This is a genomic window from Streptomyces sp. NPDC001450, from assembly GCF_053597295.1.
In genome coordinates, this window is sequence record NZ_JBSFHY010000023.1 from 71890 (window position 1) to 95605 (window position 23716).

Sequence of the window (23716 nt, forward strand, 5' to 3'; positions counted from 1 at the left end):
ACCGCGCGCGCTGGGCGGGCCCGAATGGAGGACGCCCTAGGTCTCCCGGCTCCACCTCGGGGGCGGGCTGCCAAGGCGGCTCGCCAGCGGGGGTTCCTGTGCGACGACGGCGCCCGCGCTGATGCTGACGGCGACCGCGACGGCTACCACGATCATCCAGGACAGCAGCAGGAACACCAGGCCGAGGGAGCCGTAGTCGGCCAGGGCCCGGTTGATGGCCCCGGGCATGTACAGCGGCGCGGTGCTCGTGAGGACGGTCAGGGCGACCCCCGTGATGACGGCGCCCGGCAGCAGGGGTTTCCAGGTGATCCGGCCGCCGAGCAGCAGATGCTGCGTCCACCACCACAGGCCCACCTGGGTCACCAGGCTGAGGGGGATGCCCAGCCAGGCGCCCAGACCGAACCCGTCGCGCATCGGGCCCTGCAGGAGCATCGCCCCGAGCCACAGGAGGAGCCAGGCCACCCAGCGCCACGGGGCGACGCGGGTGCCCGCTCTGGGGATCTCCCAGGCGCGCTTGCACAACCGTTGCAGGGCCCGGCTGACGGCGGTGGCCGAGATCAGCACCATCAGTCCGCCGACGACGCCGGTGGCCTGCCGGAGATCCTCCGTGGTCGGCCGGAGCGCCTGCTCCAGCTGGTCCTGGGCGGGGCCCGTCAGGCCCAGCACCGCGTGCACGGACCTGAGCAACTGCTGCTTCAGCAGCTGCGGAGCGTAGGCCGCGATCACGAACAGCAGCGGGATGGCGGTCAGGAAGCACTGCGCGGCCAGCCGGGTGGCGGAGTCCAGGATGTTCACGGCCACCATGCGATCCGCGAGATGGGTGACGACCGGGAAGCGGGTCTCCGCCTCTTTGTGCAGCGACTCGGCCCGAGCCACGAGCGCGGTGGTGCGCCGCTTCCACCACCCCGGCCCGGGACGCGGCTTCCCCTGCCCGTCCCCTCCCATCAGGGTCCCGCGAGCGCGCTTCGGCGGTGCGCCAGGCGCCCGGCGGACGGCGCCCACGCGGTGGTCGGCATGGCGTTGCTCATGTCCCTGCGACACACCTTTCCCTTCGACACGCCTTTCCCTTCGACCAGAGTGGGGGCCGGGGCACCCGGCGGCACCCGGAGGCCGGGGCGGGGCGGGCGTCGTGCGCGGATGTGCGAGGCTCTGGGGCGCGTGCTGGAATGGCCAGGAGGGCTGACGACCGCCGACGCGGGGGCGCTGCCACGAAGCCGCGGACGGCCCCCGCTCCCCTGTTCCCGAGGAGTGGCCATGAACGGCATCGAAGAAATGGGCCCCGTCGACTACCTGGTCATCGAGTTCCCCGGGAACCGGATGACGGGTGAGGCGTTCCCCCTGGTGGTGGATCTGGTCGAGCGCGGCCTCGTCCGGATCATCGACCTCGCCTTCCTCCGCAAGGAGACCGACGGCTCGGTCGTCGCGCTGGAGTTGCGGGACCTCGGTGACGAGGTCGATCTGACCGTCTTCGAGGGCGCCTCGGCGGGCGTGCTGGATCAGAGCGACCTGGACGAGGCCGGCAACGCGCTGGAGCCAGGGAACTCGGCCGCGGTGCTGGTGTACGAGAACGTGTGGGCCGCTCCCCTGGCCCGCGCGCTCAGGCGCAGCGGGGCCCAGCTCGTCGCGAGCGGCCGTATCCCGGTGCAGGCCCTGCTGGCGTCCCTGGACGCCACGGAGGAGACGACTCCCCCCGGCGGCTCCGCAGTCGCCTGAACGGCCGAGCCGACACCAGCGGCCCGAACGACGGGACCAACACCGGTCGCCTGAACGGCCGGACCGAACCTTGGGAGATGACCGAACATGCCCGGACTGCTTCGGGGCGTCGCACGCACCGCCGTCGTCGCCGGAACCGCCACCGCCGTGTCCAACCGCGTCTCGCGACGGCAGGCGGGGCGATGGGCGCAGCAGGACATCGAACAGCAGCAGGCCCCCGCGCAACAGCAGGCTTACGCGCAGCAGCAGGAGCCGGCGCCGCCCGCTCCTCCCGCACCGCAGACCGCCGCTCCCGACGAGATGACCCAGAGGATCGATCAGCTCAAGCAGCTGGCCGACCTGAAGGCACAAGGGGCCCTGACGGACGAGGAGTTCGAGAGCCAGAAGCGCCGGCTCCTGGGTGGCTGACCTCGGTCGGCGTCAGGCGTAGACCTTCTCGACGAAGTCGTGGATCTGGCGGTCCGTCAGGTGCTTGGCCAGGTCGGCCTCGCTGATGATGCCGACGAGCCTCTTCTCCTGGATCACCGGCAGCCGGCGTATCTGGTTCGTCGACATCGTGTCCAGCACCTGCTCCACGGTCGCGTCCGCGTCGATCCAGCGCGGCGTGCCCTGGGCCAGGTCTCCGCACGTCACCTTCGACGGATCGTGGCCCTTGGCCACGCACTTCACGACGATGTCACGGTCCGTGACGATGCCGCACAGTCGCTCGTTGGCGTCGCTGACGGGCAGCGCACCCACGTTCAGACGTGCCATCAGCTGCGCGGCCCGGTCGAGGGTCTCGGTCGCCGGGATCCACTGGGCTCCGGGATGCATGATCTCTGCGGCGGTGGTCATCGGTTCAACCTCCTGAGACACACGCCCGTTCGGGTGACAAGGGCGTCCTTCTTTCACCGTACGAGCATGTCCGCATCCCCGCGCGGTGTCCCGGACCAGCCGCGCAGCCCTGCCGGTGCGCCAGGTGCTGCAGGCCGTGGAGGCGGCCGCCACAGTGCCTCCGGATGCCCGAGGTGTACCGCGCGGTTAGTGTCGAAAAGGCGCGCCTCCTCTGTCCCCCCCCATCCTCCAGAAGGCATCCCTCCGAAGGAGTGTGGTCGGCGTGGCCCGGAACCGCCGTCTGATCCTGAGCTCGCCGTCCGAGGTCTGGAGCCTGCTCGCCGACGGCCATCGCTACGGGGAGTGGGTGACCGGAACCCAGCAGATCCTCGCCGCGGACCCGCACTGGCCCGCCGTGGGCGCACGCCTGCAAGTCCGGGTCGGCGCAGGCCCGTTGACCCTCGACGACACCTGCGTCGTCCGCATCTGCGAGCCGCGGCACCGTCTGGAACTCGAGGCGAAGGCGGATCCCTTCGGTGCGGCCCGCATCGCCATGAACCTGATCCCCTGGGGCGAGCACACGCTCTTCGTCCTCGACTGGCACCCGCTCCGCGGACCCGGAACCCGGATGCACGGGCTCCCCGTGGACTACGTCGTCAGGATCCGCAACGGCATGATGCTGACGAAGCTGGCCCGGATCGCGTTGCGTGAACACGGCGAACGCGCTGACGGGGACCTGCTGCACACGGGCACCGGATGACGCCGGCCCGGCACGGGTGACACCCTGCGCGCCCGCCGCGCTGTAGGGGATGGCCCCTCCATGGGGGCCCGCGGTACCTCTTCCGCCCCTGACCTCCCGGCGGGGTATCGCACGCCGGGGCAGGCAGGCGCACTCCCCCTACGCCTGCCTGCCCCGTGCGCCGAGCCTGCGCGTCCCTCAGCCGAGCCGTCGGGTGAACACCTCGTACGCCCGCTCGTCGAAGAGGACGAACCGCACCTCTTCCACGGCTGTACGCGCGGCCCGCACCGTGCCGAGCGCGATCCGTGCCGCGTCCTCCATCGGCCATCGGTACACGCCGGTGGAGATCGCCGGGAACGCGACCGTCCGGGCTCCCAGCTCGTCGGCCACGCGGAGGGACTCCCGGTAGCAGGAGGCGAGCAGGTCGGAGCGGTCCTCGGAGGCGGACCAGACGGGGCCCACCGTGTGGATGACCCAGCGGGCGTCCAGGTTGCCCGCCGTGGTGGCGACCGCCTGGCCCGTGGACAGGCCCTTGCCGTAGTGGGAGGCGCGGAGCCCCCGGCACTCCTCCAGGATCGCGGGGCCGCCGCGGCGGTGGATCGCGCCGTCCACGCCACCGCCGCCGAGCAGTGAGGAGTTGGCCGCGTTCACGATCGCGTCGGCGCTCTGCTGGGTGATGTCGCCCTGGACCAGGGTGATGGTGGTCATGTCTGCCTCAGTCTTCTCCACACGGCCTTCGCCGCGTTGTGCCCCGACATACCGTGCACGCCGGGTCCCGGCGGGGTGGCCGAGGAGCAGATGAAGACGGCCGGATGGGGGGTGTGGTACGGGAACAGGGACAGCCTGGGACGCAGCAGGAGCTGGAGTCCGGAGGCCGCGCCGCAGGCGATGTCGCCGCCGACGTAGTTGGCGTTGCGCGCGGCCATCTCGGCCGGGCCCGCGGTGGCGCGGGCGAGGATCCGGTCGCGGAAGCCGGGGGCGAACCGCTCCAGCTGGCGCTCTATGGCGTCCGTGAGGTCGCCGGTCCAGCCGTTGGGGACGTGGCCGTACGCCCAGAAGACGTGCTTGCCCTCGGGGGCGCGGCTGGGGTCGGCCACGCTGGGCTGCACGGTGATCATGAACGGCTTGTCGGGGGCGCGGCCGTCGCGGGACGCGGCCCGCAGGGCGCTGCCGATCTCGGCCCTGCTCGCGCCGATCTGCACGGTGCCTGCGACCCGGGCCTCGGGGGCGGTCCACGGGACCGGTCCGTCCAGCGCGTAGTCGATCTTGAAGACGCTGGGGCCGTAGCGGTAGTGGTCGTAGTAGCCGCCGAAGCCGGCGATACGGGCGAGCGCGGCGGGTGAGGTGTCGAAGACGTACGCGCGCGCGGGCGGCAGGTCGTCCAGGCGCTTGACCTCGTAGTCGGTGTACACGGCGCCACCGAGGTCCTGGAGGTAGGCGGCGAGGGCGTCGGAGATCGCCTGGGAGCCGCCGCGGGCCACGGGCCAGCCGCGCGCGTGCGCGGCCAGCGCGAAGACCAGGCCGATGGCGCTGGTGGCGAGGCCGTTCAGCGGGGCCATGACGTGGGCGACGAGGCCGGAGAAGAGGGCCTTGAACCGCTCGTCGTGGAAGCGGCGCATCAGCACGGTGGAGGGCGGCAGCCCGGCCAGGCCGAAGCGGGCGAGGGTGACCGGGTCGCGCGGCAGCGCGGTCAGCGGCAGGGACATGAAGTCCCGGGCGAGCGTGTCCCACCTGGGCAGGAACGGCCTGACCAGCCTGCGGTACGCGCCCGCGTCGCGCGGGCCGAAGGAGGCGGCCGTCTCGGCGACGGAACGGGCCAGCACGGCCGCGGTGCCGTCCGGGAACGGGTGCGCCATGGGCAGGTCGGCGTGCAGCCACTGCAGGCCGTAGCGCTCCAGGGGCAGCGCGCGGAACGCGGGCGAGTTGATGCCGAGGGGGTGGGCGGCCGAGCACGGGTCGTGCCGGAAGCCGGGCAGGGTCAGCTCCTCGGTGCGGGCGCCGCCGCCGACGGTGGACCGTGCCTCGAACAGGGCGACGGAGAAGCCCCGGCGGGCCAGCTCCACGGCAGCGGTCAGTCCGTTCGGTCCCGCACCCACCACGACAGCATCGAGCATCGACGGCACCTTCGGACCCCTTCGTCAGCCGATGGCCACTCAGGTTCAGGATATGCCGGGGGACTGACACTCCCCGGGCCGGGTGGCTCAGGCGCCGGTGCGCAGCAGGTCCGCGATCCGGCGGGCCGTGTCGGCGTCCCGGGCGGCGGTGAACGGCAGCACGTTGGCGCCGGTCACGCGGAACGGCTCGCCGGTGCGGGTGAGGTGGGTGCCGCCCGCCTCCTCGACCAGCAGCAGGCCCGCCGCGTGGTCCCAGGCGGCCTCCCAGGAAAATGCGACGGCGTCCAACTCGCCCCGGGCTATGGCGAGATACTCCAGGCCCGCCGAGCCGCAGGGGCGCGGGGCGAGGCCGTCGGTCCACAGGGCGCGCAGCGCGTGCTTCTGCTCGTCGGTGGTGAAGTCGGGGTGGGATGTGGCCACGGTGAGGTCGAGGCCGGGCGCGGACGCGCCCGCGAACAGCCGCTCGCCGTCGAGGTAGGCGCCCCGGCCGCGGACGGCCGTGGCGAGCTGGTCGCGCGCGGCGGCGTAGGTCCAGGAGGCCAGGACGGTGCCCCGGTGGGCGAGGGCGACCAGGGTGCAGAAGCCGTCGTCGCCGTGCACGAACTGCCGGGTGCCGTCGACCGGGTCGATGATCCAGACGGGCGCCTCGCCCTGGATCGCGTCGTACGTCTCCGGGTTGGCGTGCACCGCCTCCTCGCCGACCACCACCGAGCCGGGCAGCAGTGCCCCGAGGGCTTCGGTGAGCTGCTGCTCGGCGAGCCGGTCGGCGTCGGTCACCAGGTCGTGCGGTCCGCTCTTCCGGTCCACCTCGTGCTCGGCGAGGCGGCGGAAGCGGGGCAGGATCTCGGTGGCGGCCGCCTTGCGGACCGCTTCCTCGACGTCGGCCGAGCAGCGGGTGAGAAACTCGTCGATGGTTTCCGTGTCTTGGATCATGCCTCCATGAGAACACGGGCCACTGACAATCCCCGCCCGTCCGGTGGATGCCAGGTGGAATCGGGATGAAGAACGGGTGCCGTACCCCCGTCAGCGGCCCACCGCGTACCCCTGCATCCCGCGCGGGTTCGCCGCTGCCGAGAGCACGCCGGTCTCCGGGTCCCGGGCCACCGCGCACAGGCGGCCCTCCGACCAGCCGGGGCCGACGGTGACGTCGTGGCCGCGCCGCCGCAGGTCCTCGATCACGTCCGGGTCCATGCGGGACTCCACGGTCACGCTGCCGGGGCGGCGGCCGCGCGGGTAGAAGGAGCTGGGGAAGCTGTCGTTGTGCCAGTTCGGGGCGTCGATGGCGCCCTGCAGGTCGAGGCCGCCGCGGACCGGGGCGCGCAGGACGGCGGCGAGGAGGAAGTGCAGCTGCCACTGGTCCTGCTGGTCGCCGCCGGGCGTGCCGAACGCCATTACCGGGACGCCGTCGCGCAGGGCCAGGGACGGGGTGAGGGTGGTGCGGGGGCGGCGGCCGGGGGTGAGGGAGTTCGGCAGCCCCTCCTCCAGCCAGGTCATCTGCAGCCGGGTACCGAGCGGGAAGCCCAGCTCCGGCACGACCGGGTTGGACTGCAGCCAGCCGCCGCTGGGCGTGGCCGCGATCATGTTGCCCCAGCGGTCGACGACGTCCAGGGCGCAGGTGTCGCCCCGGGTGCTGCCGTCGGCGGCGACCCGGGGCTCGGCGACCGTCGGCTCGCCCACGCCCATCGGGTTGAAGCCGGTGTCCTGACCGGCCTCCACGCGCGCGCGTGCCTGTGCGGGAAGGCGCGGAGCGCGTCCGCCGGGGCTGCCGGGGCGCAGCTCGTACGACGCCTCGGCGCCGACCAGGGCCCGCCGCCCGGCGTTGTAGCCGTCCGACAGCAACTCGGCGGTCGGCACCTCGGCCGCGTCCCCGTACCAGGCCTCGCGGTCGGCCATGGCGAGCTTGCAGCCCTCGATCAGCAGGTGGACGTAGTCGGCCGAGCCGTGGGCGGGCAGCTCGGGCGGGAGCAGGGCGAGCTGCTGGAGAAGGGCGGGGCCCTGGCTCCAGGGGCCGGCCTTGCACACGGTCCAGCCGTTCCAGTCGTACGTCACCGGCGCCTCGTAGCTCGCGGACCAGCCGGCGAGGTCGGCCTCGGTGAGGGTGCCGGTGCGGCGTTCGCCGCTGGTGTCCAGGGTGGGTCGCCGGGACTGCCGTACCAGCACCTCGGCGATGAAGCCGGAGCGCCACACCTCGCGCGCGGCGTCGATCCGCGCCTCCCGGTCGCCGGCCCCGGCGGTCTCGGCGAGCAGCCGCTTCCAGGTGGCGGCGAGGGCGGGATTGCGCAGCAGCTCTCCGGGCCGGGGTGCCCTGCCGCCCGGCAGGTACACGTCGGCCGAGGAGGTCCACTCGGTCTCGAACAGCTCCCGGACGCTCTCCACGGTCGCGCCGACGTTCGCCACGGGCGGGTGCCCGTGCTCGGCGTACCCGATGGCGTACTTCAGGACGTCGTCGAGGGACCTGGTGCCGTGGTCGCGCAGGAGCAGCAGCCAGGCGTCGAAGGCGCCGGGCACGGCGGCCGCGAGCGGTCCGGTACCGGGTACGAGATCCAGACCGAGCCCCTTGTAGTGCGCGACCGTCGCACCGGCCGGGGCCACGCCCTGCCCGCACAGCACGCGCACCTCGCCGCCCGCCGGGGCGAGCAGGATCGGGACCTCGCCGGCGGGCCCGTTCAGGTGCGGCTCCACCACGTGCAGCACGAACGCGCCGGCCACGGCCGCGTCGAAGGCGTTGCCGCCGTCCTCCAGGACCGCCATCGCCGACTGGGAGGCCAGCCAGTGGGTGGAGGACACCATGCCGAAGGTGCCCTGGAGGGTGGGCCGGGTGGTGAACTGCACGGGTCACCTCGCTGTTTGAGCACCTCGGTCGGCCAGCAGGCTATCGAGCGGACCCGGTTCCGCTCCACGGAGGGATCTCCCCTTGGCCCGGACCCTGGTGGGCCGGAGGTTCCGGTGTGCCCGGTGCCGGACGGCCTGCCCACGAGGGCGGCGCGGGAAAGCCCGCGACGGGTGGGTACGCGGTGGCGAAGGCTGGTGGGGGGCCGGGCGGGAGCGGCGCGGGAGCGGTGCGGACCTGGGGGCGGCGGCGCAGCAGCCACACCACCGCTGCCGTGTACAGCGCGATGCCCGCGACGTCGAGGGCGACCACCGGCCAGGTCGCGTCCGCAGCGGTCTCGTCGCTCTTGAGCCCGTCGACGGTGGCCGCCATGCCGGCGAAGGCGAAGAGGTTGTTGACCGTGTGCAGCACGACGGACGCCTCCAGACCGCCCGTCCGCCAGGTCAGCCAGCCCGCCGCCGCCCCGAACACCACGAGGTCGGCGAACCCCCAGGGCGTGCCCCAGCCGTGGGCGGCGGCGAACAGGACGGCCTGGGGCAGGAGCGCGAACCAGGGCGAGCGCACGAAGCCGCCGACGGCCTGCGTCAGCCAGCCCCGGAAGACGTACTCCTCGGCGGCCGCCTGCAGGGGGACGAGGACGACGAGCATGGCCAGCGCGGGCCCGAAGACCGTCCAACCCGCCCACCGGAACTCCTCACCGCCGCCGTCGGGCAGCAGGAGCATGCCGCCCGTCGCCAGGGCGACGATCGGCAGGGCCGTCAACGCGCACAGGGCCAGCCAGCGCCATCTGAGTCGGCCGGTCACGGAGGAGAGCGTGCCCGCGGGGCGCTGCCCGATCCAGCGCACCGCCAGCAGCACGACGGGTATTCCCGCGGCGAGGGCCAGCAGGTCGAGGGCGGTGCCCGGGACGGCGCCGAACTCCACGAATCCGTCGGGGTCCTCGGGGTATCCCCGCCGGGAGCCCCACTCGTCGGCGACGCCGTAGAGGACGGCCGCGACGATCACGTAGACCACGGCCACGACCAGGGTCCCCACGAGCGGGCGCCACCAGCGGTGGCGCACCGAGAGCCGGGCTAGTCGGTGGTAGGGCAGGGGTTCGGGCAGCGGTGGCATCGTCATGGCCCCACTCTCTCCGGCGGCGCCCGGCCCGGACATCGGCCTGCGGCACGAACGGAGCCTCTATCGCTGGGTGGGGACCGGTCTCGATCTCAGGGCCGGTGCCCGCCGCCCGGGCCGCGCCCTACGCTCGTCGGCGAGATGGAGACCATACGCAACTGGCTTCTGCCCCTGGTGCTGGCAGCCGTACAGGGTGCCCTGATGTGGCCCGGGTTGGGCCCGGACGAGACGCCCGGCGTGCCGGGCCTGATCGCCGTCGGCTGCGCCCTGTTCGTGGAGACGGCCGCGCTGGGCCGGCGCCGGCGGGCACCCGTGCGGGCTCTGGCGGGGGCGCTGGGTGGCTACGTCCTGGGCATGGTCGCCTGGCCGGACGGCTACGTCGGCCTCGGCACGCCGGTCGCCCTGTACTCCGTCGCCGTCCGCTGTCCCATGCCGGTGACGGTCCGGGCCGTCACCGGGCTCGTGGGCGTCGAGTGGGTGATGTCCGCCGTACAGGACGGCTTCCGCGTCTCGCTCCTCGTCCTGGCGGTTGCCCTGTCCGTGTACACCTTGTGCGCGGGACTCGGCGAAGCGCGGCGCCAGTGGCTCGGCGGACGGCTCACCGCGGCCCGCCGGCTGGCCGGGGCGGAGCATGCCCGTCGGACGGCGGGCGACCACGAGCGCCGGCGGCTCGCCCGCGAACTGCACGATGTGAGTGCCCATCACCTCACTTCGGTCGTCGTCACTGTCGACGCCGCGCGCAGGCTCGAGGACAGCAGGCCGGAACTGGCCGCCGAGGCACTGTCGTTCGCGGAACGCACCGGCACCGAGACCATGGCATCGCTGCAGCGGCTCGTCGGTCTCCTGCGCGACACCGACTGTCCGGGCCCGGGGGTCACGAGTACCGAGATCGAGGAACTGGTCGCGGGATTCGGCCGTTTGGGCCGGCCCGTCGCCGCCCACATCCCCGACGACCTGACCGGCCCCGCGGCCGAGGCCATCCACGGAATCGTCCGCGAGGCCCTCACCAACGCCGTGCGGCACGCCCCCGGCGCCGCCGCCCGCGTCCACGTCCGCCGGGCGGACGGCCTGCTGGAACTGACGGTGGAGAACGCGCCGCCGCGCACCTCGCCGCCGCACGACACCGGCGGCCTCGGCGCGGGACGCGGCGTGGCCGGCATGCGGGAGCGGGCCGCAGCGGCCGGAGGCGAGCTGACCGCCGGTCCCGGCCCCGACGGCGGATGGCTGGTCCGCGCGACCTTGCCGGACGCCCCCGGGCCGCAGCAGCCGCCCGGGCCCGCTTGGCGGCGGCAGGTCCTGCGGGAGCAGCGGCTCGCCGATCCCGCTCTCGCCCTCACCGCGATGATCCTGCCGGTCGTCATCTCCCTCGGGGCCACGGAGGACTGGCCGGAGCGGACCAGGCGCGCCTCGGTACCGGAGCTGATCGTCGTGACGGTGCTGCTGGTGCTGCACGCGCTGCCGCTGTTGTGGCGCAGACGTGCCCCTGTGGCCTCCCTCGTCGCCGTGCTGGCCACGGCCTGGCTGTGGCCCGTGGCCGTCGCGGTGGTGCCCCTGCCGTCACGGGTGTCGCAGTTCCTCGCCGGGGGCACGCTCGTGGAGCCGCTCGCGGTGTACGCGCTCGCCGTCTACGGGCGGGGGCCCTCCACCGCCTGGCCGGCGGTGATCGCGACGACCTTCGGCACGGCCTCGGTCCTCACGGCCACGGCCGCTGCCGACGGCTCGTTCGAGGGCGACCCGGTCGACGGGTTCATCGGGGTGATGGTGATCGTCCTGTGCGTCCTGCTGGCTCCCCTCTTCGCCTCCGTGTGCGGTGCGGGCCTCGTCCTGCGGCGCCGGCGCCTGCGCGTTCTGGCGCACGACGACTTCGCGCTCGCCAGTTCGATGTGGCATGCGCAGCAGGTCGCCGAGGCCGAACGGCACCGGCTGGCCCTCACGTTGCGCGAGGCCGTACTGCACCACACGGCGTCGCTGGTCGCCCTGGCGCGGCAGGGACGGCTCGACGACGTGGCCGCCACGGCCCGGGCCGCCCTCGCCGCCATGCGGGACATGCTGCACAGCCTCGGCGACGCCCAAGACCCCGCCGACCGCCTCGCTCCGTCCCCGACCGCCGCCGACCTGGACACGCTGTGCCGGACCCTGCGCGCCGCCGGCCGCGACGTGCGGTTGCGGGGCCTGCCCGAGGCCGCGCGGGACCTTCCGCCGTCCGTGCACGTGTCGACGTACCGGATCGTCGAGGCGGCGCTCGGCGCGGGCGACCGCGGGCCGGCCCGGGTGACCCTCAGGCGGCGCCGCGGCACCGTGTCCATCACCGTGACCGGCGTACCGCTCGCCGCCGCCGGCCCGGTGGCCGAACGCCTGCGGGTGCAGGCAGCCGCGGGTGAGGGTCGCATCCTGCTCGAACCGACCGGTAATGTACGGGTGTTGTTGCCGACCGGACCCGCTCCGGTCCCCGTCCAGGAGGTGTCCCCGTCGCCGTACGCGTGATCGTCGTCGACGACCAGGCCGTGGTCAGGGCGGGTTTCGCCGCCATCGTGGACGCCGAACCCGACCTCACCGTCGTCGGCGAGGCGGGAGAGGGGGCGGCCGCGGTGTCGCTGGCCGCCGCCGAGGCCCCCGACCTCGTCCTGATGGACATCCGGATGCCGGGCATGGACGGACTCACCGCGACCCGCCTGATCACCGCGCCGGAGAACGGGCCCCGGGTGCTGGTGCTCACCACCTTTGACCTGGACGAGTACGTGTACGAGGCCCTGCGCGCCGGAGCGTCCGGGTTCCTGCTGAAGGACGCCCGGCCCGAGGACCTGCTGACCGCGATCCGCGTCGTCGCCGCGGGCGACGGCATCCTGGCGCCCGCCGTGACCGGCCGTCTCATCCACACCTTCGCCCAGGGCGCCCCGCGGGTCCCCGCGGCGACCGACGCCCTCGGCCAACTCACCCCGAGGGAACGGGAAGTACTGCTGAAGATCGCCTGCGGCCTCACCAACGCCGAGATCGGAGCCGAACTCGGCGTGACCACCGGCACCGTGAAGACCCACGTGAACGGCCTGCTGTCCAAGCTGGGCCTGCGCGACCGGGTCCAGGCGACCATCCTCGCCTACGAGAGCGGACTGATCCGTCCCCGCGCGAGCCGGGAGATCTGACCCGGGCTCCGCCTCCTGGTGATCGTTCGGACGGGCGCTGCACATGGCCCTGGACGAGGTCCTGACCGCCGAGGTCGCCGCGGGCCGGCGGCCTCCCCCACTGCAGATCGAGTCGTTCCGGGGGCGGTACGGGCTCGTGGACGGCAGGGTGACCGACGAGGAACTGGCGCGGGCGGAGGAGCCGGCCCGCACGAAGTTCACGTCCCCAGAGTGGACGGCCCGGGTGCCGTAGCCCGTGCCCGACTCGCGCGGACCCACGCACAGCTCGCGGACAAAAAGGGGCATACGGGACACAAATCGTTGGGCTCCGTCACCACGCAGGCACACAGCGAGTTGGCACTTCCGCCCCACAGGGAGTCGTGTGACACTGTCGTCGCAGTCCACCGTGCGGACCCCCCTTCCGCACCCCCTCCCCCACGAGAAGTGAGCCGTGCGTTCTCTTCCTCTGCCGCTCGCCCTCACCGCGCGTCTGACGCCGGTCGCCGTCCTGGCCTGCGCCGGCTGGGCGATGTCGTCGGGCCCGGCCACGCCGTCCGCCGACGGTCATCGGTCGGCCCAGGAGACGCCCACCCACTCGGCCTCCGCCCCGTCCTCCACCGCGGTCTCGAAGTCGTACGACACCGCGCCCGCCCCCTGTACCAGCGTGCCCGTGGCGACCATCAAGTCGCTGGTGCCCGGGGCCAGGACGGCGGGCAAGGAGATCCCCTCGACCGACACCTCGCTGCGCCGCACCTGCTCCTGGAACGCCCTGCAGGGCTACGACTACCGCTGGCTCGACGTCTCCTTCGAGGTCGCCGGGTCGGACCAGGAGGCGAAGAAGGAGTACGAGCAGCGCGTCGCCGAGAAGAGCGGCGGAGGAGCCGTTCCGGGGCTCGGGGACACCGCGTACTCCATCGTGAACCTCACCACCGAGGACAAGCAGGAGACCCGCGAGGGCGTCGTGCTGGCGCGTGTCTCCAACGCCCTGGTGATCGTCACCTACAACGGCAGCGACTTCGAGACGAAGAAGGCCCCGAGCACGGACGAGATCAACAAGGGTGCCATCAAGGCCGCGAAGAGCGCCGTGGCCGCCCTGCAGGGCGGCGGATCCGGCTGACGGAGCCGGGCTGACGGCCTTTCAGGACCGGACGAGCGGCCGTACCAGGTCGCGCACTTCCCGTTCGGTGACGGGCCCGGCGTGGACGTTCGCCATCCTGCCGCGGGTGTCGATGACGACCGTGAAGGGCACCCCCTGCGGCACCGAACCCCTGGGGAACATCAGCACCTTGCGGCCGGAGGGGTCGCTGAAGCTGGGGTAGGTCAGGTGGTGGTCCTGCTGGAAGGACCGGCCGTTGACGGCGTCCGTGTCGGTGTTGAGCCCGAGCACCTGAACGCCCTCGGCGGCGAGGTGTTTCTGCGCCGCGTCGAGTTCGGGCGCCTCGGCCCGGCAGGGGCCGCACCAGGAGGCCCAGGCGTTGAGCACCACGACCTTGCCTCGGTAGTCGGCCAGCCGCAGGGGCTTGCCGTCCAGGCTGTCGCCGGCGAGGTCGGGCGCGGCCGCACGCCGACCGGCGGGAACGGGCCCGCTCTTCTCCTCGGAGGGGTCGGCGGTGGCCATGCCTGCATGGCAGGAGGCCAGCAGCAGGCAGGCTGCGGTCCACAGCAACGGTCGCTTATTCACGAGGAAGGAGTATCTCAACCGCCCCATGAGTGAGGGATCTTGGGGTGCGGTAGGTTCCGCAGGGACCGATCACCGGCTGCTGCCGGAACCACGACACACGGGGGCTGTAGTGAGGGTGCGGTACGCGGTCGGCGCCGGGGCGCTGGCGGTCCTGGTCGCCGCGGGCGGCTGGGGATGGTGGGCCGGGCAGGGCGGCGGTGCGCGATACGGGCTGCGCGCGGCCGAACGGGCGTCCGGACCGGCGTGTGCGGGCCTGGCCGGGCGCTGGCCCGGTCGGCTGGACGGGCACGACCGCGAGGGGGTGGGGGTGACCGGTGCCGAGGCCTGGGGCGATGGCGCCGTCACGGCCCGGTGCGGGCTGGTGTCGCCCGGCCCGTCACTCGACCCGTGCGTGAGCGTGAACGGCGTGGACTGGCTGCTCGAACAGGCGCGGTCCCGGCAGTCGGGGAGGAAGGTCCTCGTCTCCTACGGCCGCACCCCCGCCGTGGAGGTGACCATCTCGCCCGGCGTGCGAGCCATCGACTCGGTGCTGATCGACCTGTCCAAGGCCGTCGCCCCCATCACACAACGGTCGCACTGCCTGAACTCGCAGGGTCGCTGACGCGCCCGGCGGCTCCCGGGCCGCCGGGACGCCTCGTCATCGCTCGGGCCGCCTGGACGGGACGGCCGTCGGCAAGCGGGGGAGGTCCGCCGCCGGTCGCTAGGACGCCTCTTCCCCGGGGTCGTCCTCGATCCCCTGGACGACGAAGTCGGCCCGGGGGCCCAGTTCGACCCGGTCACCGTTGCGCAGACGGATCCGGGAACCCGGCACCAGGATGCGGTCGTTCACGCGGGTGCCATTGGTGGCGCCCCACGGGACCTCGGTCAGCCAGGCCGCCCCGCCCGAGGTGTGGACGAGGGTCGCGTGCTGGGCCGAGACCGTCTCCTCGTCGGCCAGGAGGCCGGACGCCGCTGGTGCCCAGCTGCCGCTGCGCCCCAGCCGGATCTCCGAGCCTCGCGGCACGTCGAGGTGCCGGCCCCCGCCGCGGAAGACCAGCCGTACCACGCCCCCCGCGAGCCGGCGCGTGCCGGCGTCCCGCTCGCGCGCGCCGACCGGGTACAGGCATCCGGGGCACCTGGCCATGCCGGCGGGGACGATCGCGTCGCACCGCTCGCACTGGGTGCCGACGGGCGGCCGGGACGTGCGCGGAGGTGTGGGGGTGGAAGTGGTGACGGTCTCCCACGGGTCCTCGTCGTCATCCAGGTCATGCGCCTCCGCCATCGCTGTCCCCCTTCTTGAGCACGACCGTCGTGTCCACCCGTCCGCTCTCGGTCTCCCGCACGTCCGTCACCACGACCGTGGTGCCCGGCCCGAGGTCGGGCGCCGCGAACAGCTCCCGGGCGAGCGGGTTGATGAGATGCGTCTCCAGCACCATGCCGATGCCACGGCCGCCGTTCCACTTGTCCCGCGTGCAGTGGTCCAGGAGCTCGCGCCGGGCGTTGTCCTCGATCTCCAGGGCGAGTCGGTGTCCCTGGGCCAGCTGGCGCTGGATGTTGCCGACCTGCAGATCGAAGATCCGCTCGGCGGTCGTGTCGGAGATGAAGTCGAAGACGACGACGTTGCCACCGATCCGGTTCATCAGTTCCGGCCGGCCGATGACCTGCTCGAAGTGCTTCTTGACGTTGTCCTTGACCGTGGTCTCCAACTCCTTGTAGGGCGTGCCCGGTTCGACGATCCACTCGCGTTCCTGGGTGTCCGGGTCCGTGCGCTGGACGCCGAGGTTGGAGGTGAAGATGAGCACGCACTCGCTGAAGTAGGTGGTGACACCCTGTCCGTCGGTGAGCCGGCCGTCCTCCAGTACCTGCAGGAACTTGTCGAGGATGCCCTTGTCGGCCTTCTCGATCTCGTCGAAGAGGATGACGCGGAAGGGGTTCTCCCGTACGGCGGAGGTCAGTTCGCCGCCCGCCTCGTAGCCGACGTATCCGGGGGGCGCGCCGACGAGCCGGTCGGCGGAGTGGGCGGCCGAGAACTCGCTCATGTCGAAGCGGAGATACGCCTGGTCGCTGTCGAAGAGGACGGAGGCCACGGCCTTCGCCAGTTCCGTCTTGCCCGTTCCGGTCGGGCCGGCGAAGAACAGCACACCGCGCGGCCGGTGTCCCGGACTGGTCGCCTGCGCCCCGGAGAGCCCCAGCGCGGCACGCTTGAGGATGTCCAGGGTCATCGCCACGGCCGCCTCCTGCCCCAGCACCCGCCGGGGGATGGACCGTTCGTTGCCGGGGTCCTCCCCACGCAGGATGCGCTGCCGGATCTCGCCCCGGCTCCAGGGGTTCTTCTCCACGCCGAGCCGGTAGATCCGTACGGCGTCGGGCATGGCGGCGAACGGCATGCCACGGGAGCGGGCGAGCTTCACGCTCTCCTCCATGGCCCGCAGGCTCATGCCGGTGGCCGCCCGGGCGAAGGCGCCGACGGACCGAGCCGCCTCCTCCGCGTCCACGCCGGCGGGCGGGGTCGAACCGCCGCCTGATCCCTTTCCGGCGTACCGCTCGTAGCGCTCACGCAGGAGACGGGCCATCGTCGTGCGCTCGTCCGCGTCCGGCTCCGGCACGGCGACGGCCCGGATCCGCTCACTGCCGGAGATCAGCCATCCGGGTACGTCCCGCTCTCCCTCGGCGAGCCAGATCACCGGGTTGAACAGTCCCGGCCCGCTCGGGACGACGGGGGTACCGGTCCAGGGTTCCAGGGGCTGGGCCTCGTGGGCGAGTTTGAGGCAGGCGAGAAAGAAGTCCCGTTCGTCGGGGGTCAGCCGGGACGGGTCGGTGAGGAGGCGGGAGGCGTGGTCGATCACCAGCGCGACCCGCAGCGGCCGCAGCCGACGTCCGTCACGCATCATCTCCTCGCGCTGCTCCGCCCACCCGGTGGTGATGTTCCGCAGCTGGTCGAGCACCGCCTGGCGTTGCGCCGCGGTCTGGCCGGGAAACTCGCGCGGCCCCTGGAGCAGTTCCTCCAGGGCGGTCTGTGTCTCGCCGTCACCGGCCGCCACGCGGAAGCCGCCCACCTGGTCGCAGAGCACCAGCGCCTGGTAGCCGGTCTCCCGCAGCGGGTTCCACAGCACGTCGAGCAGCGGGTGAAACCGGTCCCGGCCGCGCCGGCTCACCAGGTGCAGGTCACGGATGTTGCCGTGCAGGACGTACTGCGCGTGCACGCCGAGCGTTCCGATCAGCTCCTCCACGAAGGGCGGGAGCCGGTCTTCCTTGGACAGGTCCATCGTTCCTCCCCGTTGCACGCGGCTGCGGGCCGCGTGCCGGCACGGTGCTCAGTGGTGGTCTCAGCGGCGTCCGTCGCCGTCGACGGTCCGGTGTCGTGGAGCTTCCCGGGGCGCGTCCGTCGGCCGGCCGGTGTCCTGTTCGCGCAGCTCGTCGAGCAGCACGGCGCCCTCCCCCATCACGCCCGGCAGCGCTCCGTCGGTCCGTACCTCGAACTCGAGGCCCAGTCCCAGCCCCTGGGTGATCTGCTGGAACTCGGCGAGCCGCTCGTGGGTCTCCGCGCAGCGGGCGTCGTCGAGGGCGCGCTGCTCGGGTGTCCGCTCCCCCGGGCCGCCGCGGTACATGGTCGCCACGCTCAGGGCGCCGTCGACCAGGGTCGCCCTGAGCCAGTGATCGGGCTCCCAGCCGTCCGGCGTCCAGTCGAGGCGTATCTCCTGCCCCTCGGGCCGGCCGGCCTCGGTGCGCCCGCCGAACCTCCTGGCCAGTTCCTCGATGGCACCGGCGCACTGCTCGCGGACGTAGATGGCCTCCAGAGCGCAGCGGCGCTCGTCCACAGCGCGTTCGACCCGGTCCAGTTCGTCCCGGCTCAGCGGGACGCCCTCCTCCAGGGTCCGCCGGAGCAGCTCCACGGCCTTGGGTGCCGGGGCGAGGTCCTCGGCGCCCTCCGGGGTCTCGTAGACGAGGAAGTCGTAGTGCAGCGCCGCGCGTTCCTGGGCCTCGCGGGTCGTGCGCGCTTCCTTGTTGGCGTCGCGGACGTACTTGCGCGCCTCGTTGAGGTGGATGCGCGCCCGGCGGGGGTCGTCGGCGGCGCGGCGCACGGCGTGCCGGACAGCCCCGGCGGCGAGTTCGGCGGCCTCGGAGACGGCGTACGGGTCCAGCTCGCCGAGGATCTCCGCCCCGGTCCGGCGGACCTCCTCCGCGTCCGGGCCGGGCTGCGGGCGCCGTTCGGTGGCCTGCCGGGGTACCTGTCGTCCCTCGGCCTCGGCGGTTCGCTCCGCGGAGAACCGCCGCAGCGCCCGCTGCCGGCTCTCGCGCAGGGCGCGCTGCCAGTCGTCGTCCTCCTCGTCCAGGCGCAGTTCCGCGCCGAGGCGCTGCTGCTCCCACGCCGCGTGCCGTTCCTCCGCCCGGCGCACGGCCTCCTCGCTGCGGGCCAGTTCCTGCCGCAGGTTGCACAGCTGTTCGCCGACGGGCTCCAGCGGCGGCGGGAGGTCGGGGCGCGGCGGGGCTCCGGCCGGGCCGCCCGCAGCCGTGGCCCGGGCCACCCGCGCCAGCAGGGCGCGCCTGCGGGCGTTGATCCGGACGGCGGCGAACGCGGCGGCCTTCCACTGCTCGGCGGCCGTCGCGGCCAGCTCCTGCTGCCGCTCCAGGCAGCGCTGTTCCTCCGCAGCCCGCACCGCCGCCGCGGCGAGGACACGGGTGGTGAGCAGGGCGGCCCGGCCGGCGAGCAGGACGCCGCTGAGCGAGCCGAGGACCTGCAGCGCCGCGTCGGCGGCCTGATGCACGGCGTGCCCGGCCGCGTCGGCGAGGTGGGAGGAGGCTTGGCCGGCCGCGTCGTGCAGGTGGAGCATGCCGGTGTGCGGCAGCGCCTGGGGGTCGACGGGCGGCGGGGGCGGCGGGAAGGTCACGGCAGGTGCCACCGCATCCACCGTCGGGAAGGCGAGACCCGAACTCATGCCTGTCCTCCTGTCCTTTCGGACTTCGTCTCGGCTGTCGTCGCGGACTGTCGGCCGGCCGCCCGCCGTGTCCGGTACTCACGGACTCTGCGCCACCGGTCCAGGAAGCGGCGCGGGCTCCAGCGGGACCGCCGGTGGTCCGCCCGCTGGCTCCGGCGCACATGGCGCCCGCGCCACCACCAGACCAGAAGACGGCGCAGGCTCCACTGGGGCTGGGGATCGTGCGGCAGCTCGGCCGCCCGCCGCCTCCGACGCTCGTGACGTCCGCGCCACCAGGCCAGGAGACGGCGCAGGCTCCACTCGGACTGGGGGTCGCGCGGCCGCTGCAGACGCCGCCAGGCCAGGCAGCGGCGCACGCTCCACACGGCGACGGCGACGGCCGAGGCGAGCGGCCACACCCAGGGCGCGAGGGCGATCGCGTAGAAGCCCAGGAAGACGGCGAGCATGAGCAGCGCCGCCGTGATGAAGCGACCGGCCCGGGTGCGCGCCAGCCGGCCGGGGCGCTCCGCGTTGCGGATCAGGAGGCCCGCCAGCGATCTTTCCGGGTGGTAGAAGGGCGGCCCGATGTACACGGCGGTCCACAGCTCCACCGCGAAGACGAACGCGGCCGCGGGCAGCGCCTCCAGCCAGGCCGTCACGACCGCGTCCTGGGAGGCGCGGCCCAGCACGTCGGCGAGGCCGATGACGAAGGTCCACGGGGCCGTGACGACCGTCGCGCCGAGCAGGGCCCAGCCCAGGGTGGGCAGGCGGTCCATCCGCCGCAGTACGTCGCGGAGCCCGTCCTGGTCCGCCGCGAAAACCCGCGCGGTCTCCTCGACGACGCGCCGCTGCCTGAGCTCTTGCGCCGCGGTCTCCGCGTGGCCGGAGAGAAGGTGGGCGGCGAGCAGGCGCAGGTCGTCCCCCTGTGCGTCGAGCAGCGCGTCGAACCAGGGAACGCGTTCCAGGAACTGTGCGCGCCCGCGCAGCACCGCGTCGGTGAGCCGGCTCCTGGTGCGTTCGGGTTCGCGCGCAAGCTGCAGGAGCCAGGCGTCCACCGCCACGGTCTGCCGCAGGGCCGCCCGGGCTCCGCGGACCCTGCCGGTCCCGGGTCCCCGCAGCATCTCCCGGACCGTGGGCTCCCACCGGGCGCGCAGAGTGCGCCACGCACGGTCGGTCTCGTCCAGTCCGCGGCCGCCCGGCCGCTCGGCGAGTCCGGTCAGGACGGCGGGGTGGTCCGCCAGGTGCCGGATCAGCGCGACGGCGTCGGCGTTCCCGTCCCTGGCCCCCTGGCACAGCAGGCGCATGCTCCGCACGTCCAGGTCCGCTCCGTGCCAGGAGACGTCGAGGCCGGGACCGAGCCAGTTCAGGAGCCGTACCAGACCGGCGACGGACGGCGGTTGCGCCAGTTCGGCCCGCAGGGCGGCGAGCCGGCGCAGCTCCTCGGGGCTGCGGTCGCCGATGGTCTCGAACTGGCCCAGCCAGTCGACGAGTCGGGCCCGGTCGTCGTCGGCGGCCAGCATGCGCGCCGCGGAGAAGTGGTTCTGGTCCAGATGGAGGGCGAGCCCGTCGGCCCCGGTGAACTCCTGGCCCATGAAGGGGAAGGGCCGGATCACGGGGCGCTTCGCGTCGTCGTCGAAGATCCGCTCGTCGGTGCGCGGGGCGACATCGGGGTCCTTGTCGCGCAGCCAGTCCCGCACCTGCCGGGCGTGCCAGCGTTTCTCGGGCGCCCGGGTGAGCAGGCCCTCGCAGAGCAGGCGGGTCCTGCGGTGCCCGATGCCGCCGAGGTCGGGGTCGTGCGTGGCGATCTCCGCCAGCACCTCCTCGTCACGGCGGAAGTCGATGGGGTGCCTGCCGAGGGCCAGTTGGGCGATCACCATGCCGAGCGACCACCAGTCACCGGCCTCGGAGACGGTCTGCCGCAGCAGCCCCGCCTCCGGCGCGAGGTAGAGGGGCTTGCCGCGCCAGTCGGTGCGGGGCTCCTCGGCCTCGTCGGGCCGGTGGACGGCGGCGCCGAAGTCGATGAGGACGAGGTCGGCCGTGTCGGCGCGGCGGGTCTGCACCATGATGTTGTCAGGGGTGATGTCCCGGTGCACGACGCCCCGTTCATGCAGGGCGGTGACGGCGTCGAACAGCTGGCTCACCACGCTCTTCACGACCTCGGGGCGTAACCCGTCGGGGTGGTCTGCGTGGTACCTCTCGAGGGTCTCCTCGCCGTGCGACCAGTACAGGTGCCAGGGGTGTCCGTGCGCCTCGCCGGTCTCCAGGAGCCGTTCCAGGTGGCGAGCGGACTGCTCACCGAGTTCCCTCAACTCCTGCTCGACGTCCGGCCCCGGGGCGTGCAGCCGGTGGTACCACTTGAGGACCAGGGGTATCTCGGCGGCCCCATGACGGGCCGTCAGGTCGCGCACCCTCAGCACCACGGCCTCGGCGGGCCGCCGCGCCCCGGACAGCACGGCGACGAGCGGGAACCGCTCCGCCAGCTCAGGGGGCACGTCGGAGAGGACCGGACGTGTCTCCACGGCCCGGGCGTTGGCGAACCCGCCGTCCTCGATGGGAACGACTCGGGTGGGCGGCGTGCTCATCGACTTTCGACCTTCCGGGAAACGCGCTGGATGCGCCACAAGGGCATGGCGCGGAACGAATCGGCCCGAAGCGCAAGTCGCGGGACGATGAAGATAACCGAAATCCCTTCGTGCGACGGGAAGTTTCCCGGATCTTCAGCGATTAACCCGCCGGGACTACGATGCGCACCATGCACCCGTTGCCCTCGCACGAAAGTCTCGTAGACGAACTTCGGGAACTGAGGCCTCGCGGTCTGCCCGGGCTGCGCCACTGCCCAAGGGACTCGCTGCGCGAGGCGGCCGTCGCGGCCGGTATGTGCACCGGGGAACAGGACGAACAGAGCGGCATCGAGGATCTGCTGGGCGCGGCCGTGCGACGGCTGGCCGGCGGGCACCCCGTGCGGGACGACGACTCCTGCGATCCGCTGGCCCGCGCGGCCGCCCACACCTTCGGGATCTTTCCGGCCCGCCGCGGAGTCCCCGGCACCGACCGGAGGAAGGCCGCGGCGAGCGTCTACGGGGTGACCACCGAACGCTTCCGCAAGAGCCAGGAGCGCGACGTCATCGCCGAAGTCGCGGCGGCCGTCCTGGCCGTGGCCCGGGAGGCGCGCGTACGGGAGACGGCCGGCTCGCGGTCCGGTGCCCCCTGGGAGGGCGGACCGCAGGAGCTGGTGGCCCTGCCGCCGACGACGCCCCCGGTGCACGCGACTCCTGTCGCCGCCGGTGTCCCGTCCCAGCGCCCCACTCACCCGGGCGCCCGGCCGGGAGCCGCCGCACCGGCGGGCCGGATCACCGTGCGGGTGTGCCCGATCGAGCTGGCGCGGGACGTGGACATCCTCGTCTCCTCGGAGAACACGTACCTGGAGATGTCCAAGACCTTCCGCTCCACGGTGTCCGGGGCCCTGCGGCGGGCCGCCGCGCTGCGGGACGCCTCGGGCGAGATCGTGGACGATGTCCTGGCCCGCGAACTGGGTGTGTGGCTGCGGACGCACGGCAGGTCGGGCGTGCCCGTGCGGCCGGGCACCGTCGTGGCCACGTCGTCCGGCGCGCTGGCCGCGCAGGGGGTACGGCGTATCCATCACGCGGCGATCGCGGCTCCGGTCGGGGACGGTGAGCGCTACCACGTGACACCCGCAGTACTGGCGGAAGCCGTGCGAACGTCCTTCGAACTGGCCCGCCGCGAGGCCGACTTCCTGTCGCTGCCGATGTCCTCGATCTGCTTTCCGCTGATGGGCACCGGCCGGGGCGGCCTGTCCGTCGAGACCGCGGCACGCGGACTGCTCGGCGCGATCAGACAGGAGCTGCGCCGGGACCCGTCCTGGTCGGTGCTGATGGTCACGCCCGAGGAGAGCCACGCCCGTATGCTCATGGCCGCCAGCTCCGCTCGGTGAAGGCCACCCCGGCCTGCCTGAGCAGGCGCTCCATCTCGGTGAGTTCCCCGCGCAGCGGCACTCCGTAGAGCCGCAGCTCCCGGTCCTCGCCGGCGTCGATCTGCAGGCGCGGTCCGACCGACTCCTGAGCCAGGTACGGGGCGTAGCGGGCGGCTCCGCGGGGTGTCAGGGCGACGATCCGCTGGTTGGCCGAGCCGCGCCAGACCAGCCGGGTGGGCTCCGCGACCCGGAACCGGCCGGTGATCACGGCGTCCGCCCCGGCGAGGGCCAGGCGCCGTTCCGGCGTCAACTCCTCGTGCTCGTACCCCGTGTACACCAGCAGGTCGGGGGAACGGGGCCCGGCGCTCCCCTCGTGCCGCCGGGCCTCGTCCCTCAGGCGTGCCGCTCCGGCCAGGAGTTCCGCGAGCGCCGCCGCCTGCTGCAGGGGCTCGCCGCCGCTGACCGTGAGGCCGTCCGCCCCGTCCGCGAGGGCCTGTTGCCACAGTGCGAGCACCTCGGAGACGGCGGTGACCGTCCCGGCCTCCGGGTCCCAGGTGTGCCGGGACATACATCCGGCGCAGGCCAGCGAGCAGCCCTGGAACCAGATGCCGAGTCGCCTTCCCGGGCCCAGCGTTTCCAACGGGTAGTGGGTCCCGTCGAGGCGCATTTCCACGGCATCTCCTCCTCGCACCGGCTTGGAGTATCCAGCGCACCGATGTGCGCCCGCAATTGCCGGAAGGCGCCCATCCGGCTGTCCGCCGGGCG

At 73.4% G+C, this 23716-nt stretch carries 21 protein-coding genes and 1 pseudogene; 9 read left to right on the top strand and 13 right to left on the bottom strand.

Annotated features, from left to right (window positions below; translation table 11 throughout):
- Positions 1-36 precede the first annotated feature (36 nt).
- Positions 37-876, bottom strand: coding sequence for a YhjD/YihY/BrkB family envelope integrity protein (locus ACWC5O_RS24940; protein ID WP_450582968.1), 840 nt, complete (start codon positions 874-876; stop codon positions 37-39).
- Positions 877-1254: 378 nt separating this feature from the next.
- Here ACWC5O_RS24940 and ACWC5O_RS24945 point away from each other — a divergent pair, with 378 nt between their 5' ends.
- On the top strand, positions 1255-1713 hold the full coding sequence (locus tag ACWC5O_RS24945) for a DUF6325 family protein (protein WP_450582967.1): 459 nt from the start codon (positions 1255-1257) through the stop codon (positions 1711-1713).
- Positions 1714-1800: 87 nt separating this feature from the next.
- Positions 1801-2121, top strand: a complete 321-nt coding sequence (locus ACWC5O_RS24950; RefSeq protein WP_450582966.1) for an SHOCT domain-containing protein — start codon at positions 1801-1803, stop codon at positions 2119-2121.
- 12 nt (positions 2122-2133) lie between these two features.
- Here the strand turns inward: ACWC5O_RS24950 and ACWC5O_RS24955 are convergent, their stop codons facing one another.
- On the bottom strand, positions 2134-2547 hold the full coding sequence (locus ACWC5O_RS24955; RefSeq protein WP_450582965.1) for a CBS domain-containing protein: 414 nt from the start codon (positions 2545-2547) through the stop codon (positions 2134-2136).
- Between the two features lie 262 nt (positions 2548-2809).
- Between ACWC5O_RS24955 and ACWC5O_RS24960 the strand changes: the two genes are divergently transcribed.
- Positions 2810-3286: an SRPBCC family protein gene (locus ACWC5O_RS24960; protein WP_450582964.1), complete on the top strand. Its 477-nt coding sequence runs from the start codon at positions 2810-2812 to the stop codon at positions 3284-3286.
- Between the two features lie 177 nt (positions 3287-3463).
- On the opposite strand, the gene ACWC5O_RS24965 is transcribed toward ACWC5O_RS24960, so the two are convergent.
- From ACWC5O_RS24965 to ACWC5O_RS24985, 5 genes are all read right to left on the bottom strand, one after another.
- Entirely contained in the window at positions 3464-3973 is a 510-nt protein-coding gene (locus tag ACWC5O_RS24965) for an O-acetyl-ADP-ribose deacetylase (RefSeq protein ID WP_450582963.1), read from the bottom strand.
- Positions 3970-5379, bottom strand: coding sequence for a phytoene desaturase family protein (locus ACWC5O_RS24970; RefSeq protein ID WP_450582961.1), 1410 nt, complete (start codon positions 5377-5379; stop codon positions 3970-3972). The genes ACWC5O_RS24965 and ACWC5O_RS24970 overlap by 4 nt, the downstream gene beginning before the upstream one ends.
- An 87-nt stretch (positions 5380-5466) precedes the next feature.
- Positions 5467-6312 (bottom strand): inositol monophosphatase family protein, encoded by an 846-nt coding sequence (locus tag ACWC5O_RS24975; protein WP_450582960.1) that lies wholly within the window; start codon positions 6310-6312, stop codon positions 5467-5469.
- Between the two features lie 90 nt (positions 6313-6402).
- The gene (locus ACWC5O_RS24980; protein WP_450583200.1) at positions 6403-8169 is read right to left on the bottom strand and encodes a gamma-glutamyltransferase family protein; all 1767 of its coding nucleotides are present in this window, start codon (positions 8167-8169) and stop codon (positions 6403-6405) included.
- 82 nt (positions 8170-8251) lie between these two features.
- Positions 8252-9328 carry a CPBP family intramembrane glutamic endopeptidase gene (locus ACWC5O_RS24985; RefSeq protein WP_450582958.1) on the bottom strand — a complete coding sequence of 359 codons (1077 nt, stop codon included), beginning with the start codon at positions 9326-9328 and terminating at the stop codon, positions 8252-8254.
- Between the two features lie 138 nt (positions 9329-9466).
- Here ACWC5O_RS24985 and ACWC5O_RS24990 point away from each other — a divergent pair, with 138 nt between their 5' ends.
- The 4 genes and pseudogenes from ACWC5O_RS24990 (at position 9467) to ACWC5O_RS25005 (ending at position 13561) form a co-directional block, all read left to right on the top strand.
- A complete protein-coding gene (locus ACWC5O_RS24990; RefSeq protein WP_450582957.1) occupies positions 9467-11809 on the top strand; it encodes a histidine kinase in 2343 nt (780 codons plus the stop codon).
- Positions 11806-12465: a response regulator gene (locus tag ACWC5O_RS24995; RefSeq protein ID WP_450582955.1), complete on the top strand. Its 660-nt coding sequence runs from the start codon at positions 11806-11808 to the stop codon at positions 12463-12465. The genes ACWC5O_RS24990 and ACWC5O_RS24995 overlap by 4 nt, the downstream gene beginning before the upstream one ends.
- Positions 12466-12571: 106 nt before the next feature.
- Positions 12572-12697: pseudogene (locus tag ACWC5O_RS25000) on the top strand (lipoate--protein ligase family protein); the annotation flags it as partial.
- 198 nt (positions 12698-12895) lie between these two features.
- The gene (locus tag ACWC5O_RS25005) at positions 12896-13561 is read left to right on the top strand and encodes a hypothetical protein (RefSeq protein ID WP_450582953.1); all 666 of its coding nucleotides are present in this window, start codon (positions 12896-12898) and stop codon (positions 13559-13561) included.
- Positions 13562-13582: 21 nt separating this feature from the next.
- Here the strand turns inward: ACWC5O_RS25005 and ACWC5O_RS25010 are convergent, their stop codons facing one another.
- Positions 13583-14125 (bottom strand): TlpA family protein disulfide reductase, encoded by a 543-nt coding sequence (locus tag ACWC5O_RS25010; protein WP_450582952.1) that lies wholly within the window; start codon positions 14123-14125, stop codon positions 13583-13585.
- 115 nt (positions 14126-14240) lie between these two features.
- Here ACWC5O_RS25010 and ACWC5O_RS25015 point away from each other — a divergent pair, with 115 nt between their 5' ends.
- Complete coding sequence (locus tag ACWC5O_RS25015) at positions 14241-14726, top strand: DUF3515 family protein (RefSeq protein ID WP_450582951.1); 486 nt, start codon at positions 14241-14243, stop codon at positions 14724-14726.
- A 99-nt stretch (positions 14727-14825) separates the two neighbouring features.
- On the opposite strand, the gene ACWC5O_RS25020 is transcribed toward ACWC5O_RS25015, so the two are convergent.
- From ACWC5O_RS25020 to ACWC5O_RS25035, 4 genes are read right to left on the bottom strand one after another with little or no spacing between them, the layout of a single operon-like run.
- Entirely contained in the window at positions 14826-15386 is a 561-nt protein-coding gene (locus tag ACWC5O_RS25020; protein WP_450582949.1) for an FHA domain-containing protein, read from the bottom strand.
- Entirely contained in the window at positions 15370-17370 is a 2001-nt protein-coding gene (locus ACWC5O_RS25025) for an AAA family ATPase (RefSeq protein ID WP_450582947.1), read from the bottom strand. The genes ACWC5O_RS25020 and ACWC5O_RS25025 overlap by 17 nt, the downstream gene beginning before the upstream one ends.
- Positions 17371-17430: 60 nt before the next feature.
- On the bottom strand, positions 17431-19041 hold the full coding sequence (locus ACWC5O_RS25030) for a hypothetical protein (protein WP_450582945.1): 1611 nt from the start codon (positions 19039-19041) through the stop codon (positions 17431-17433).
- Complete coding sequence (locus tag ACWC5O_RS25035) at positions 19038-21602, bottom strand: protein kinase domain-containing protein (RefSeq protein WP_450582944.1); 2565 nt, start codon at positions 21600-21602, stop codon at positions 19038-19040. Before ACWC5O_RS25035 ends, ACWC5O_RS25030 begins: the two co-directional genes overlap by 4 nt.
- Before the next feature lie 170 nt (positions 21603-21772).
- Between ACWC5O_RS25035 and ACWC5O_RS25040 the strand changes: the two genes are divergently transcribed.
- A complete protein-coding gene (locus ACWC5O_RS25040; protein ID WP_450582942.1) occupies positions 21773-22972 on the top strand; it encodes a macro domain-containing protein in 1200 nt (399 codons plus the stop codon).
- On the opposite strand, the gene ACWC5O_RS25045 is transcribed toward ACWC5O_RS25040, so the two are convergent.
- Positions 22947-23618 carry a 4Fe-4S single cluster domain-containing protein gene (locus ACWC5O_RS25045; RefSeq protein WP_450582940.1) on the bottom strand — a complete coding sequence of 224 codons (672 nt, stop codon included), beginning with the start codon at positions 23616-23618 and terminating at the stop codon, positions 22947-22949. The two genes, ACWC5O_RS25040 and ACWC5O_RS25045, sit on opposite strands and share 26 nt — an antisense overlap.
- Positions 23619-23716: the final 98 nt, after the last annotated feature.

Coding starts and splice junctions, on each gene's coding strand:
- ACWC5O_RS24945 (WP_450582967.1), top strand. CDS start 1,255: ATGAACGGCATCGAAGAAATGGGCCCCGTCGACTACCTGGTCATCGAG.
- ACWC5O_RS24950 (WP_450582966.1), top strand. CDS start 1,801: ATGCCCGGACTGCTTCGGGGCGTCGCACGCACCGCCGTCGTCGCCGGA.
- ACWC5O_RS24955 (WP_450582965.1), bottom strand. CDS start 2,547: ATGACCACCGCCGCAGAGATCATGCATCCCGGAGCCCAGTGGATCCCG.
- ACWC5O_RS24965 (WP_450582963.1), bottom strand. CDS start 3,973: ATGACCACCATCACCCTGGTCCAGGGCGACATCACCCAGCAGAGCGCC.
- ACWC5O_RS24970 (WP_450582961.1), bottom strand. CDS start 5,379: ATGCTCGATGCTGTCGTGGTGGGTGCGGGACCGAACGGACTGACCGCT.
- ACWC5O_RS24975 (WP_450582960.1), bottom strand. CDS start 6,312: ATGATCCAAGACACGGAAACCATCGACGAGTTTCTCACCCGCTGCTCG.
- ACWC5O_RS24980 (WP_450583200.1), bottom strand. CDS start 8,169: ATGGTGTCCTCCACCCACTGGCTGGCCTCCCAGTCGGCGATGGCGGTC.
- ACWC5O_RS24985 (WP_450582958.1), bottom strand. CDS start 9,328: ATGACGATGCCACCGCTGCCCGAACCCCTGCCCTACCACCGACTAGCC.
- ACWC5O_RS24990 (WP_450582957.1), top strand. CDS start 9,467: ATGGAGACCATACGCAACTGGCTTCTGCCCCTGGTGCTGGCAGCCGTA.
- ACWC5O_RS25020 (WP_450582949.1), bottom strand. CDS start 15,386: ATGGCGGAGGCGCATGACCTGGATGACGACGAGGACCCGTGGGAGACC.
- ACWC5O_RS25025 (WP_450582947.1), bottom strand. CDS start 17,370: ATGGACCTGTCCAAGGAAGACCGGCTCCCGCCCTTCGTGGAGGAGCTG.
- ACWC5O_RS25030 (WP_450582945.1), bottom strand. CDS start 19,041: ATGAGTTCGGGTCTCGCCTTCCCGACGGTGGATGCGGTGGCACCTGCC.
- ACWC5O_RS25035 (WP_450582944.1), bottom strand. CDS start 21,602: ATGAGCACGCCGCCCACCCGAGTCGTTCCCATCGAGGACGGCGGGTTC.
- ACWC5O_RS25040 (WP_450582942.1), top strand. CDS start 21,773: ATGCACCCGTTGCCCTCGCACGAAAGTCTCGTAGACGAACTTCGGGAA.
- ACWC5O_RS25045 (WP_450582940.1), bottom strand. CDS start 23,618: ATGCGCCTCGACGGGACCCACTACCCGTTGGAAACGCTGGGCCCGGGA.